The sequence below is a fragment of the Chryseobacterium gotjawalense genome (assembly GCF_030012525.1).
In the GTDB taxonomy this organism is placed as follows: Bacteria; Bacteroidota; Bacteroidia; order Flavobacteriales; family Weeksellaceae; genus Kaistella; species Kaistella gotjawalense.
The window spans coordinates 211,600-225,143 of sequence record NZ_CP124855.1; the positions used below are offsets into that span (position 1 = coordinate 211,600).

At 33.2% G+C, this 13,544-nt stretch carries 15 protein-coding genes and 1 pseudogene; 13 read left to right on the forward strand and 3 right to left on the reverse strand.

What is annotated here, in order from left to right; genetic code table 11:
• Window positions 1–5: 5 nt before the first annotated feature.
• The 10 genes from QGN23_RS00895 (at window position 6) to QGN23_RS00940 (ending at window position 9,124) form a co-directional block, all read left to right on the forward strand.
• Window positions 6–1,235 (forward strand): tyrosine-type recombinase/integrase, encoded by a 1,230-nt coding sequence (locus QGN23_RS00895; RefSeq protein WP_282905170.1) that lies wholly within the window; start codon window positions 6–8, stop codon window positions 1,233–1,235.
• 19 nt (window positions 1,236–1,254) lie between these two features.
• Window positions 1,255–2,568, forward strand: coding sequence for a hypothetical protein (locus QGN23_RS00900; protein WP_282905171.1), 1,314 nt, complete (start codon window positions 1,255–1,257; stop codon window positions 2,566–2,568).
• A gap of 84 nt (window positions 2,569–2,652) precedes the next feature.
• Window positions 2,653–2,994 (forward strand): helix-turn-helix domain-containing protein, encoded by a 342-nt coding sequence (locus QGN23_RS00905; protein ID WP_282905172.1) that lies wholly within the window; start codon window positions 2,653–2,655, stop codon window positions 2,992–2,994.
• Window positions 2,991–3,278 carry a hypothetical protein gene (locus QGN23_RS00910; RefSeq protein WP_282905173.1) on the forward strand — a complete coding sequence of 96 codons (288 nt, stop codon included), beginning with the start codon at window positions 2,991–2,993 and terminating at the stop codon, window positions 3,276–3,278. The genes QGN23_RS00905 and QGN23_RS00910 overlap by 4 nt, the downstream gene beginning before the upstream one ends.
• On the forward strand, window positions 3,275–4,333 hold the full coding sequence (locus QGN23_RS00915) for an AAA family ATPase (RefSeq protein ID WP_282905174.1): 1,059 nt from the start codon (window positions 3,275–3,277) through the stop codon (window positions 4,331–4,333). The genes QGN23_RS00910 and QGN23_RS00915 overlap by 4 nt, the downstream gene beginning before the upstream one ends.
• A 70-nt stretch (window positions 4,334–4,403) precedes the next feature.
• Window positions 4,404–5,873, forward strand: coding sequence for a DUF6371 domain-containing protein (locus QGN23_RS00920; RefSeq protein ID WP_282905175.1), 1,470 nt, complete (start codon window positions 4,404–4,406; stop codon window positions 5,871–5,873).
• Entirely contained in the window at window positions 5,873–6,544 is a 672-nt protein-coding gene (locus QGN23_RS00925) for a helix-turn-helix domain-containing protein (protein WP_282905176.1), read from the forward strand. The genes QGN23_RS00920 and QGN23_RS00925 overlap by 1 nt, the downstream gene beginning before the upstream one ends.
• A gap of 88 nt (window positions 6,545–6,632) precedes the next feature.
• Window positions 6,633–7,115 (forward strand): hypothetical protein, encoded by a 483-nt coding sequence (locus QGN23_RS00930; protein ID WP_282905177.1) that lies wholly within the window; start codon window positions 6,633–6,635, stop codon window positions 7,113–7,115.
• A gap of 380 nt (window positions 7,116–7,495) precedes the next feature.
• The gene (locus QGN23_RS00935) at window positions 7,496–8,635 is read left to right on the forward strand and encodes a tyrosine-type recombinase/integrase (protein WP_282905178.1); all 1,140 of its coding nucleotides are present in this window, start codon (window positions 7,496–7,498) and stop codon (window positions 8,633–8,635) included.
• Between the two features lie 201 nt (window positions 8,636–8,836).
• Window positions 8,837–9,124, forward strand: coding sequence for a helix-turn-helix transcriptional regulator (locus tag QGN23_RS00940; RefSeq protein WP_282905179.1), 288 nt, complete (start codon window positions 8,837–8,839; stop codon window positions 9,122–9,124).
• Window positions 9,125–9,183: 59 nt separating this feature from the next.
• On the opposite strand, the pseudogene QGN23_RS00945 reads toward QGN23_RS00940, so the two are convergent.
• A pseudogene (locus QGN23_RS00945) lies at window positions 9,184–9,537 on the reverse strand (DNA polymerase III subunit alpha); the annotation flags it as partial.
• 285 nt (window positions 9,538–9,822) lie between these two features.
• Here QGN23_RS00945 and QGN23_RS00950 point away from each other — a divergent pair.
• From QGN23_RS00950 to QGN23_RS00960, 3 genes are all read left to right on the forward strand, one after another.
• The gene (locus QGN23_RS00950; protein ID WP_282905180.1) at window positions 9,823–10,041 is read left to right on the forward strand and encodes a hypothetical protein; all 219 of its coding nucleotides are present in this window, start codon (window positions 9,823–9,825) and stop codon (window positions 10,039–10,041) included.
• 159 nt (window positions 10,042–10,200) lie between these two features.
• Window positions 10,201–10,842 carry a type IV toxin-antitoxin system AbiEi family antitoxin domain-containing protein gene (locus QGN23_RS00955; RefSeq protein ID WP_282905181.1) on the forward strand — a complete coding sequence of 214 codons (642 nt, stop codon included), beginning with the start codon at window positions 10,201–10,203 and terminating at the stop codon, window positions 10,840–10,842.
• Window positions 10,839–11,696 (forward strand): nucleotidyl transferase AbiEii/AbiGii toxin family protein, encoded by an 858-nt coding sequence (locus QGN23_RS00960; RefSeq protein WP_282905182.1) that lies wholly within the window; start codon window positions 10,839–10,841, stop codon window positions 11,694–11,696. The genes QGN23_RS00955 and QGN23_RS00960 overlap by 4 nt, the downstream gene beginning before the upstream one ends.
• 113 nt (window positions 11,697–11,809) lie before the next feature.
• Here QGN23_RS00960 and QGN23_RS00965 read toward each other — a convergent pair.
• Window positions 11,810–12,984 (reverse strand): IS3 family transposase gene (locus tag QGN23_RS00965; RefSeq protein WP_282905183.1). Its coding sequence is split into 2 segments (ribosomal slippage): window positions 11,810–12,717 and window positions 12,717–12,984, totalling 1,176 coding nucleotides; the frame shifts between segments, so codons are not numbered across the junction.
• 157 nt (window positions 12,985–13,141) lie between these two features.
• On the reverse strand, window positions 13,142–13,543 hold the full coding sequence (locus QGN23_RS00970; RefSeq protein WP_282905184.1) for a hypothetical protein: 402 nt from the start codon (window positions 13,541–13,543) through the stop codon (window positions 13,142–13,144).
• Window position 13,544: the final 1 nt, after the last annotated feature.

Sequence of the window (13,544 nt, forward strand, 5' to 3'; positions counted from 1 at the left end):
ACACAATGGCAACAAAAGTAGCACTCAGACAAAAGACAATTTCAAAAGGCCGTAAAAGTTTGTATTTGGATTTTTACCCACCAATAATTAATGCAGAAACAGGTGAGCCAACACGGAGGGAGTTTTTAGGGCTTTACTTATTTATTGATAAGGCAGAACTTAAAAAAGAAATGCAGAGTAAAGGAAAAAGTAAGGAAGTTATAGAGCAGTTACAAAAAGATTTGAAACCATTGACCTCAACAGAAAAAAAGCATAATGAGGAAACGTTAAAGATTGCTGAGAGCATTAGACAGAAAAGAAATAACTTTATCAATAAACCTGAAATTTACAGCCATTACGAAAAAGAACAGTTGAGGTTGAAAGCAGCAGGTGAGCAAAATTTTGTTGAGTATTTCAAAAAGTTAGCAGATAAGCGTAAAGCCTCAAACCACGATAATTGGATTTCTGCTTATAATTACCTCAAACAATTTACTAAAGGAGTTTTGCCGTTCAGTAAACTTAATGAGCAGTTTTTAGAGGATTTTAAGGAATATCTGCTAACAACAAAAAGTATTAAAAGCAAACAAATGATTAAGGTTACACTTTCTCAAAATTCTGCTGTTTCGTATTTCAATAAAGTTAAAGCCTCGATGAAACAGGCTTATAAAGATGGAATATTGCAGAACGATTTAAACGCTAAAATAAGCCCAATTAAGGCCAAAGAAACAAGGAGAGAGTATTTAACTATTGAGGAACTGAACAACCTTGTAAAAACACCTTGCAATAATGAATTATTAAAGCGTGCTGCTTTATTTTCTGCCTTAACAGGGTTGAGGTATTCAGATATTAAAAAATTAACTTGGTCTGAAATTGAATTTGTAAAGGGGCAAGGTTATTTCTTAAAGTTTGAGCAGGAAAAAACAGAGGGTATTGAGTATCTGCCAATATCTGAGCAGGCTGTTAGTCTTTGTGGTGAGGTTAGAGAGCCAAAGAGTATTGTATTTGATGGTTTAAGATATACTGCTTATCATTCCAAACATTTAGGGCAATGGTTAGGTGCAGCAGGCATTACTAAAGATATTACTTTTCATAATTTCAGACATACGTTTGCAACCTTGCAATTATTTAACGGTACAGATATTTACACGGTTTCAAAGATGTTAGGCCACAAAGATTTAAAAACCACTCAGGTTTATGCAAAGGTTGTAGATGAGGCCAAAAGAAAAGCAACAGGAAATATTAAGTTAGATTTTTAATAAAAAGCATAAAATACAAATGATAACAAAAGCAGTACAAAACTTATTTGATTTTATAGATTATCTATACAGTCAAACAGATTACTTTTTAAGCCAACAGCATTTAATTGATGAGGTAAACGAAATTAGAGCAGAGCAAAATAAGTTAAGGCCAACAAAGCATTTTAAGGACAAAGCGAAATTTGACAGTTTGCATAAGGATTTTTTAGAAAAATTGCCTGTTGTAGAAGCAAGTATTATTGTACCAATAAGGGAGAAAATAGAATTTTATGACATTGCAGACATTAGCACGCCAATAGTTAACCTTAATGCCTTAGGTGATTTATTAGAGTTGCAGCGGAACTTTGATGAGCAGGATTTATTAAAAATAAAAAAGGCCAAAAACCAATATATTATTTACAGGATTAAAACACGTTGGCAGGGTTACTTTTCCTTTGGTTTATTTTTTAGCGATTTAGACCGTGAGTTGTACGAATACTTTAAATTTTTTGAAGAGGATGATGAGGTTGATTATATTTCCAATAAACCGGTAAAGGTTGAAAGTTTTGAAGAGGCTGTACAATTGTTAACCGGCAAAGCTGTATATCAAAACATTAATTTTTCCTCCTTTACTAATTTCTTAGAACACTATAAAAAAGAGGTTGAGGATTTTGAATTTGATAACCGGCACAGTGAAGTAAAACGGATTATTGAACAGCAAAAAATGAAGTTAGAAGCAGCTACCTTTCAGAGCGAAATTGAGGAGGTTTTACAATTTGCTGAGAAAAGTGTAAAGGAATTAAAAAACAATCTTTTAAACGTATTCAATAACGAGAATTATAAAACAAAGGTTATTGATTCTGCACCAACTTTTTACAATAGGGTTAAAGCTTTATTAGAGTACGAAAAATTGTATAAGTCTGCATTGCCTGTACAACAGGATAAAACGGAGGCAATGAGTGAAAGTCTGGCAGAACCTCAGCTAAAAGATACAAAAGCAAAAAAACTTAATTCCTCATTAGTGGAGTACGGTTTTAATAATTTGGAAAAAGTTGAGAAATTAAGCGACAAAAGCAAGGGAAGAATTATTGAAGAAATTTCAGAAAAAGGTTTGCCTTATGCGGTTGCAATGTTAGATTATTTAGGATTCTTTAACCACCTTTTACTTAAATATTGCCATACTAAAGAAAGTATGTATAAATTGGTCTCAGGTATTATTTGCGACAAAGACAGCAGTCGTGCTATAAAGGGAAATTTAAATACTTTAAACATTAATTCTAAAGAGAGTAGAGAGCGCTATACTGCTCATCAATTCACTGAAACAGTAGAAAACTATTACCAACAATTAGAATAGGCGTAAAATTGGGAGTATTACCCAAAAATGCCCTGAAAAGACCCTAATATCATTGCAAAGTATAACAATCAAAAATACTTTGTAATGAATTTATCATTTGAACAATTACCCGAAGCGGTAACCAATCTAACCAAAGAGGTTAGCGCACTTAGACAGTTGCTTATTTCTAAAGAGCAGCACACTGAACAGCCGGAACAGTTTTTAACTATTCAGCAGGCAGCAGCATTTCTTAACCTTTCAGTACCTACAATGTACAGCAAGGTTTCTAAGCGTGAACTGCCTGTAATGAAGCGGAGCAAACGCCTGTATTTTTCCTTAACAGAATTAACGGAATACCTGAGAAATGGTAAGAAAAAGACCTCTGCAGAAATTGAAGCAGAGGCAGATTTGTATTTGTCTAAAAACAAAAAAAGTGCTGAACTATGAGAGATAGTATAACAGCACCACAGAAAAGGCAAGTGCAAGATAAGCAATTTAAGGCACAAATGAAAAGGGTTTTTAAGTCCTTTTCTGAGAAGCCTAAAACAATGCTAATGGTTTCAATTGAAACAAAGGTTTTGAGGGCTAATATTTGCCGTTATGTAGCACAATGGCAAAGAGAGAACAGTATTGCAATAGTTAGAATGGGTTTTTGCCCTATTTCAAAGCACAGAGCAGGATTTTATAGTGTAGATCCTGAGTTAATTAATTCTAAAAGCAATACAAAATGATACAGCCACAATTTAACGACCTTAATAAACCTGAGACGGTTATAAACCATATTGCTGAATTTCAGAATGAACTTGAATTACAAAAAGAGAATAAAGGTATTTTTAAAGTAAAGACTGCTAACCAATGGATAGAGGAAGCAAAGAGCAGCCCTATACCTTTGATGTTATTTGGTGAGTTATGGCACGATAGCGAACTATGTATTTTGTTTGCTGATACTAATTTAGGAAAGTCAATTTTAGCCGTACAGATTGCGGATAGTATAAGTAAAGGCAAAAGTATTTCAGGGTTTAAAATGGAAGCGGAAAAGCAACCAGTCTTATATTTTGATTTTGAACTTTCAGCAAAGCAGTTTGAGATTAGATATGCCGTAAAGAATGAAGCTGAAAAAACATTTGAACAGCATTATACTTTTGATTTTAATTTTAAAAGAGTAGAAATAAATCCTGATGCTGAAATACCTGAGGGCAGTGATTTTGAAAGTTATCTAAATAAATCATTAGAGCAAAGTATTACTGAAACAGGTTCGAAAATTCTCATTATTGACAATCTTACATATCTTAAAAATGAAACCGAAAAGGCAAGAGATGCTTTGCCATTAATGAAGCATTTGAAAGCCTTAAAAAGCAAATACGGCCTCTCTATTTTAGCCCTCGCACACACCCCGAAAAGAGATTTGTCAAAACCAATAACACGCAATGACTTGCAAGGCAGTAAAATGCTTATCAATTTTGTAGATAGTTGCTTCACAATTGGAGAGAGTTATACTGATAAACATTTAAGATATGTGAAGCAGATTAAAGCCCGTAACACGGAGATAATTTACGATACCGAAAATGTAGTTGTATATCAAATTCAAAAGCCTTTCAATTTTCTTGAGTTTGAATTTGTGAGTTTTGGAACTGAAAGAGAACACCTAAAAGAACTCTCAGAAAAAGACCGTGAAAGTACTATTGAGAAAGCAAAAGAATTGAGTCAAAAAGGATTCTCACAAAGAAGCATTGCAGCAGAGTTACATATTTCATTAGGTGCAGTTAATAAATATCTAAAATTATAAGTGTTCACACTGTTCACACCGTTCACACTATGAACACTGTGAACACCGTGAACGCAAAAAGAGAAAAATTATGATTTATAGATATACTTTAGATAAGAGTAGTAAGAAAAACCATTGCCCACAATGCGGCAAAAAAAGATTTGTACTTTATATTGATGAGGTTTCAAAACAGTTTGCACCTGAGCAATACGGCAGATGTGACAGAAAAGGTAGTTGCGGTTTTCATTCAGCCCCACCAATTGAAATGTTAACTTATTTTGTCGCAATTGACAGTATTAAGGAAATAACAGATAAGGCCTTTGTAGTTAAACAGAATTCAAAGGAAATGATTTTGCCAAAAAGCGTTGTATTAGAGCAGATGTTGAAAGGAATTTATATTGCAGCCTATTTTGTAGATGAGGCCAAATACAATTGTATTTTACAATGCAATAACCTTGACCAAAAATACTTTTCTGAAACAAGTAGCACCAGAGTTTTAGAGCCTATTAAATTTAAGCCCAAAGATGCTGAGCCTGTATATTTTGATTTTGAAACATTCAGAGCAACTTTAAAAGGTTATGAGCAAAATACATTTATACAGAACCTTTTGCACAGGGTGCAATTTCCTTTCAGTACAGATGAGGTTACTAAAGTTATTGAGCAATACCGTTTAGGCACTATTACTAAAGGATATAGAGCAGGTGCAATTACCTTTCCATACATTGACAAGGCAGATAATGTTAGAGCCGTTCAGGTTAAGCAATTTAATGAGTATAACAACACCTCAGCAACAGACAAATTAGATAAAGTTATTTTGAACGGTTTAAGCAAGGATAGCAAAATTATTCCTAATTGGCTGAGCAGTTACATAGATTACGGAACAGATAACGGTTATTTTAATTGTCTATTTGGTGAGCATTTATTAAATAGATTTCCACTTAATCCAATTGCATTGGTAGAAGCCCCAAAAACGGCCATTTACGGTACTTTGTATTTTGGCAATCCTGAGATACCAAAGAACCTTATTTGGTTAGCAGTTTACAATGAGAGCAGTTTTAATTTTGATAAGTTGAAAGTATTAGAGGGCAGAGATGTTTTTGTATTTCCTGATTTGTCAAAAGATGGCAGCACCTTTAAAAGATGGCAGGATAAAGCAAAAGAATATGAAACACGATTGCCAGCAACACGGTTTATATTTTCAGATTTATTAGAGCAATTAGCAGATAACCAGCAAAGGCAGCAAGGTGCAGATTTGGCAGATATTCTTATAAACCTTAACTCTAAAGATTTCAGGAAAGGTAAAAGTAAATCTTATGAGCATTACACTTATGAGGAAAGGATAAAAACAGGGCTGAGGTTGTTCCCTGTTCAGGAACTTGCAGAAATGACAGCACAGATGTTTTTAGGCCTTGAAAAGATGAGTTATAGACAAATAATAGAGAGTTTTGAGGCAGATGGTTTAAAGGGCAATAATGCAACAGATTTATTAGATGTTTTAGTTATTCAAAAAGTAATTGAAGCAACAGAATTTCCAAATTATAAATTAATAAAATTGAACTAATGAATAAAGAGAGATATTTAGAAAATTCAAAAGAGGCAAAGAAAAGAACTTTACAAAAGTTTACAGATTCAGAGTTTTTAGATAGGTTGTTGAAACAATCCAAAATAGGTTGTGAGGACTTAAATAAATTAACTTCAAAGCAATTAATATTGTTTAATGATTTCTTTGCAAAGAATTATAATGAGGCCAAAGATGAAGCAAAAGACCAGCTGTTAAATAAGGTAATTGATTCTTTACCCGAAAAAAAACGCACTCAAATTTGGGAAATTAATCACAGTAATATAATGAATGCAATTACTGATTATGTTCAAACGTGTGGAGGAATGCCAACAAAGAGTAGAATAGCAGAATACACAGGATTGAGCAGGCAAACAGTAGATAAGCATTTTAAAGAATTTCAGACCAGCCCTTTGTACAAAGGAATAGATGAGCAGTTTAAATTTATGATTCCAAAAGTTATGGCTGAGGTTTTGAGACATTCAATAAATGGAGATATGAGAGCAGCACGTTTGTTTTTAGATGTAGCAACAGGAACTAAAGGAAAGGCAAGGATTAACAACCAAAATAACTTCATTCAGATTAATGGAATAGAACTAACTGAGGAAAAGATAAGTAAATTAAGGCCTGAACAGTTGCAGACAATTGAGGCTGTTTTACAATCATTGGATTAGAAATATCATCCAAACTTTAAAGCAGTCTAAATTTAGGCTGTTTTTTTTCCTCTAAATATTGTAGATTTGATAAATAAATTAACACACTATGAAAAAACTATTTTTACTACTTATTTTTATTTCGTCTTTAGCTTTTGGACAATTTACAATCAAAGACAGTTCCGATAATTGGGAAAAAGTAGGCAATGCCTATGCACACACAATACTTTATCAAAGGAATGATAAAACTAAAGCAAAGATAGAATATCGAGACTTTCAATCATTTAATTTATTACAGGTAAATAATTTAGATTTATCTTACTACACTTTTGAGTTTTCCACAAATGCAGATACATTAGAGAATATTTATCAAATATTCAAAGAGCATTTTGAAACTAAAAAAGAAGAAACAATTACTTTAGAATTTCCTGAGGGCAATATGATATTAGAATTTGATAAAGCAATAGGAGGCTTTTACGGAAATTTCAAATTTGACAAAGTCAATAATCTTATTGATAAAGGTGACCGTTCAATTCGGACTGCTGGAGCATTAAATATGAAGCAGTTAAATAAATTATTCGGAAAAAAATAATCAATGTAGATAATGTAGTAAATGTAGGTTGAAAAAAACTTTTATTTTTTATTGATGAGATGTTAGAGAATATCTACTCTAAATGTTGGCCAGCACCTCATCACTATTTTACCGTTTTTGGAGCAATTAAGGTTTTGTTTGTACCTTATTTGTACCTCATTAATATAAAGTATTGATTTACAGTACTTATTACTTTATGTATCGGGAAATAAATTGCTTTTCCTCTAGTTTCTTTTGTGTTCTTTTGTTTGATTTACAGTGGTTTATGTGAATTTTATTTTCTCTTGGTAGCGTTTATTTTATATATTTGTACATCTTTTGTACTACTTCGAAATAATTTTTGATTAAAAGTAGTACAAAGTAGTACAAAATAATAAATTATGAAGATTTCTTTAAGTGAACGCAAATTAAAAGATGGTAGAATTAGCCTGTCAATCGAATACTACAGAGGATCTGAAATAACTGCAGAAGGAAAAAGACGTCATCTACGAAATTTTGAAAACTTAGATATTTATCTCTTTTCTGTTCCAAAAAATAATGTTGAAAAGAAGAAAAATAAAGAGAATTTAGAATTAGCTGAAAATGTTTTAGCAATCAGAAAGGCAGAGTTTATCCAAGGAAGATATGAGCTAAAAGATAAAGTAAAATCAAAAAGGCTATTTCTTAAATTTTTTGAGGAGTTAACAGAAGAAAAGCAAAAACAAGATTCTTCTAATAATTATGGTAATTGGTTTTCCACTTTGCAACATCTGAAAAAGGTTGTTTCAAAAAATATGACCTTTGACGAAATAGATGAAAATTTCATCAAAAAAGTTCGAAAATATTTTGAAAACGATGCTCTCACTAAAAGTGATTTACCACTCTCTCAAAATTCCAAATACTCTTATTTTAATAAATTTAAAGCGGCATTAAGAAATGCTTTTGATGAAGGTTATCTTACAGTCAATTATGCTGCAAAAATAAAATCATTTGAACAAGCTGAAAGCCAGAGAGAATACCTAACATTCGAGGAATTACAATCTTTAGCAAAAGCGGAATGTAAATATCCAGTACTAAAGAAAGCGTTTTTGTTTTCTTGTTTATCGGGATTACGCTGGTCAGATATTAATACTTTGACTTGGTCAGAAGTTCGTGATGAAGGTGAGTTTTCTAAAGTCAATTTTAGGCAAGAGAAAACCGATGGAGTAGAGTATCTTTATATTTCAGCACAAGCCAGAGAAATTCTTGGAGAAAGGCAGGATCCACAGGATCGAGTTTTCAGAGGATTGAAATATGGGATGACTTACAATACTGAAATTATCCGTTGGTGTAATCGCGCAGCAGTTCCTAAACATATTACTTTTCACTCAGCAAGGCATACAAATGCAGTTTTGTTATTGGAAAACGGAGCAGATATTTACACTGTTTCTAAAAGGCTTGGACATCGAGAATTGAGAACAACGCAAATTTATGCAAAGATCGTGGATTCAAAAATGAAAGAGGCAGCTGAGATTATTCCTGAATTATATATTGAAATGTAGATGATAGTTTTTTTGTGTTGCAACTCGATTAAATTCAAATCCTAATTTTTGGTTCTTAACCTTTCCATTAAAGTAGATTTGAATTCGAAGCAGTAGTTTTTAATCTTATTTGATTGTATTTAGACTGTAAGTTATTGATTGTATTGTGTATATGGTTTTTGATGTTGACTTTTGTTTCATTAAATCAATTAAACGAAACAAATGGAAAAGAACGAAATTATTCTGCACAAACTTAACCGGATTGAAAAACATATTTTCGGATTAAAAACTATTTTTAATGTTGAAGAACTTTCAGATTATACTGGATTTAAAAAATCCTATATCTATAAACTCGTACATGAGAATTTGATTCCGTTTTCGAAACCTAATGGAAAAATTCTTTTTTTTGATAGGAAGAAAATAGATGAGTTTCTGCTTCAAAATGCAAATAAATCGAAAGAAGAAATTAACAGAGAAGCCATAGAGTTTTCTCTGAAAAATAAAATTTAACCTACGGAGAATCATTTACCTTAATTTTGTGCAGAGAACTTATTTCTAGGCAATCCAATTTAGTGCTCTTGGGGATAAGGTTTTCTATGGGGTCATACTTACGTCTTCATGTAGGTTTCTTGTGGTTTCTAAAGATTTTTCTTTGTCCATCGAATATCTGGGATCGGGTATAAAAGGCATTTTTGCCATTTTATGAATGGTAATGGTCGGAAAATGAAAATCTACTTCTACCGTACCCAATAACAAATAACATCCTCCGCCTTGAAAAGATACTGCTCCAGACCCTTTGGAAAATGAGCGATGTCAAAATATTCACTTTCGGCATCAATCCATGTTCCGAAAAACATGTTTCCTCTTTTTGTGGGAACATGTTTTCTGGAAATCACATAAGCAAGTATTTTCACTTGTCGCTTAATAGTGACATTTAGCGCATTGTAATAATAGCAATAATAAATATTTTAATATAAGTAATAGTAAAGTGATTTAAAACGCACTTTTGTTTATTGCGTATTTAGATCGTGAATTGAATGTGTTATTTCTACTTTTGAGGAAAGTTAAGGTTTAAAAGCTTTAAAAGAAGAATCTGTTTATGACATGATTACATTCCGCTTATGGACTCATTTTTGTTCGAGATCCATAGTTTGTATTTTCATTGTAAAAATTTATTCTGAAATACGTATCTTAGAAGTAAAAAAAATATGAAAGTACATTTATGTTATCAACACGGAAACGTAAAAATCAAATGGAATCTTCCATTTTTTCCGCGTACAGGAGAATATATTTCAACCTCAGAACTTTTAACGGAGAAAGAATTAGAGAAGCTGGGCGCCGAAAGTGATTATCTGCAGATTATTAATATCTCATGGTTTTTGTATAAAGATCGTAAACGCTCTTCTGTAGAAATTCTACTGGGGTAGTTTATGAGCCTATAAGTTATTAATGATGATAAACTAAGCTAGCACGCCAGGCTTTGGAAACTATGTAAATATGAATCGGAATAGTATAATAACTCGAATAATGTAAAAAAATTTGCATATAATCGGAAAAATTCCGATTATTGTATTAAATATTTACAAATGTTAGCATTGTCCCATCTTATCAAAAATTTTTCAGAGGAACCTCTGACAAGACAGGTCATGCTTTCCTTGCTGTCAGATTACAAACGTCCGAACGACAAGATCTCGGAGATGGTAAAAGCTGGATATCTTAGAACAGTAAAGAAAGGACTATATGTGCCAGGATCAAAACTTGATATCGTATCCCCTGAATTATTTCTGGTGGCCAATCACCTTAGAGGACCAAGCTATGTTTCATTGGAAGCCGCACTTTCACATTGGGCATTTATTCCGGAACGCGTATATGAGGTTACTTCCGCAACGACCAAAACGACCAAATCCTACAATACCGAGATAGCCCGTTTTAGCTACCATCGTCTGCCTCTTCCTTATTATTCTATGGGCATTGAACGTGTGAATCTCACAAAGAAACAAGCTGTTCTTATGGCGTCTCCGGAAAAGGCCATCTGTGATAAGATCGTGACTACCTCGGGAATATTATTGCGCAGTATTAACCAGGTCATCACATTTCTGACCGAGGACATGCGCATCGATGAAAATATGCTCATCAAGCTCAATATAGATGCGATTGACTCCTGGATCCAGGATGCACCAAAAAAAACAAGTTTAGAGATGTTAACAAAAACACTTAGTACCTTATGATCAAAGAGTGGTTACAAGAATACAATCCCAAAACCAAGCAAGATGTCTATGATGCACTTCGGGAAATTATGCAGGAAATTGCATTGGCGGGTCTTCAACGTGCTGGTTTTTTTGAAAAAGCAGCTTTTTATGGCGGCACTGCACTCCGCATTTTCTACAATTTGGATCGATTTTCCGAAGATCTTGATTTTTCACTGTTGGAGCCGGACGAAAAGTTTTCCCTCGAACCTTACTTTGAAGCGGTCGTCAAAGAATTTGAAGCTTTGGGAATCAGTGTCAGCATCCAGGAGAAAAAGAAATCTACCGCATCCAATGTAGAGTCTGCATTTTTAAAATCAGGCACGGTGTGGAAAGAGCTTGTTTTGGAAGACGTTGTACCACAGATGGGTGTAGGGATTCTTCCCAATGTAAAGATTAAGATCGAAGTAGACCGCAAGCCGCCTTTAGGTTTTGAAACTGAAGAGAAATTGTTGTTGCGACCCTTTTCATTTTATGTTAAATGTTTTAAAATGCCCAGTCTGTTTGCTGGTAAGATGCACGCCTTATTATTTCGGAAATGGATCAAAAGGGTGAAGGGGAGGGACTGGTATGACCTTGAGTGGTATATCAAAAAAGGAACTCCGTTGGATCTCGACCACTTTTTGCTCCGTGCTCAGGATACTGATGACTGGCAGGGTGAGACCATCAATGAAGCGCAGGTCATTCAGCTTTTAGAAGAGAAGATCAAATCGGTGAATTTTGCCAGCGTCAAGGAAGATGTGATTCGGTTCATTCCTGACTCCTCCGTACTTGATCTATGGGGAGAGCAATACTTTTTGGACCTCATCAAGAAACTAAAATTTCACCAACGCTAATAATCAATATATAATTCTACTAAGATCGATCGCAGTTCGTTATGTTCCTGAAAAAGAAGGTCTAGATATTGACAAATATAAAGTGGATATGCAAATAAAATTTCCAGTTAAAGTTAAGCTACATTTTGATAAATTTTGTTTTGATTATTAAACTCTTCTATTGTTTTAAAATTTAGTGTACCGTGACGTCTTTTTTTGTTGTACCAAATTTCAATGTATTCAAAGATTTCTAACTCCATTTTTTCTTTTGAGATAAGTTTGTTGCCATAAATCAGCTCGGTTTTCAATGACTTAAAAAAGCTCTCCGCCACCGCATTGTCCCAACAATTTCCTTTCCTGCTCATACTTCTTATTACGCCATAGAACTCAATTGTATTAGCGAATTTCTTGCTTGCATACTGAACACCTCTATCTGAATGAAAAATTAATCCTTTTTGAACCGTTCTGTTTTTTATTGCCATTTTCCATGCTGCAAGACTTGTTTCTTCGGTACTCATTCCATCGCTTAAGCTCCAGCCAATTATTTTTCGGTCGTACAAGTCTATAACAGTCGTGAGGTATAAAAAACCTTCCTTGGTTTGAATATAAGTGATGTCAGATACCCAAGTTTGGGATGCATTGGTAGGCCTAAAATTCCTATTCAACACATTTTGCACCACCAAATAATTGTGTTTTGAGTTGGTTGTAACTTTAAACTTCTTACTTAATTTGCTTCTCAAACCCAGTTCTTTCATGTATTTAGCAACTGTTATTCTTGATATTTTGTAACCCAATGCGTTCAATTCAAAAGTAATCCGTGGGCTTCCATAACGCTGTTTTGAGGCAAAATAAATTAAACTTATGTGGTGATTTATTTTTTCTTTCAAAAGCAATCTAGCGGAGATTGGCTTACTTTTCCATTTGAAGTAACCGCTGGAACCAACTTCCAAAACCACGCACATTTTTTCAATCGGAAATAGGAATTCATGATTTTTAATGAACTCATATTTCATCGACCGCTCTTGGAAAAAATGCCGATTGCTTTTTTTAATATATCCCGTTCCAGCTCTGCATCCTTGAGCTTTTTCTCCAGTTCATGGATTCTTTCCTGCTCCGGTGTTAGTTTTAAATTTCCTTTCCCAGGAAAGCTTCCTTCTCCAAATTCTTCATATTCTTTGCGCCATTTATAAAGCAATGTGACTTGGATTCCAAGTTCTCGTGCGAGTTCCGAGACATTACTCCTCTCGTTACTTAGTTGCACTGCTTTTGTTTTAAAAGCTGGATCGTAGATTTTTCTCTCTCGTTTCATATGTTAAAATTAAGGTTTTATGCTTAACTTTTACTGGACGCTAAATTAGTATATCCAAACGTCCGCCTCCGAATACTGAACCGGTACCACCACTTACTGTGAACAAAGCAAATCCATTACTCGAACAACACTGAATTTGCCTTGGATTCTAATTTGGTCAATTAACTATTTTAAAGTTTTTTGAATAATATTTTCTATTCAATTTATTATTTGAATCACCGTAACTAACTTTGAGTCGATATAGTTTAAAATTTAAAAAATTTTTTAAATAAAAAATCTTTTTGACGGGTATATTCACCTTTATTTTTTCTTTCGGATCGATTTCACTAATAAGAGACATGTTTAATTTTGGATTATTAATGTCATTAATCAATTCTGACCAAATTTTATTTTCGCAATATTCCACACTTATGTAATAATATTTTTTTGAAGAATCAAAATTTGTTATTTCAAACCTAATATTTTGATTTTGATAATATTCATTGAGTAATCCGTCGATTTTAATATTACTACTTCCCGTATAAAGGGACAATAGTGCATAAAGAAATAAATTTTTCATA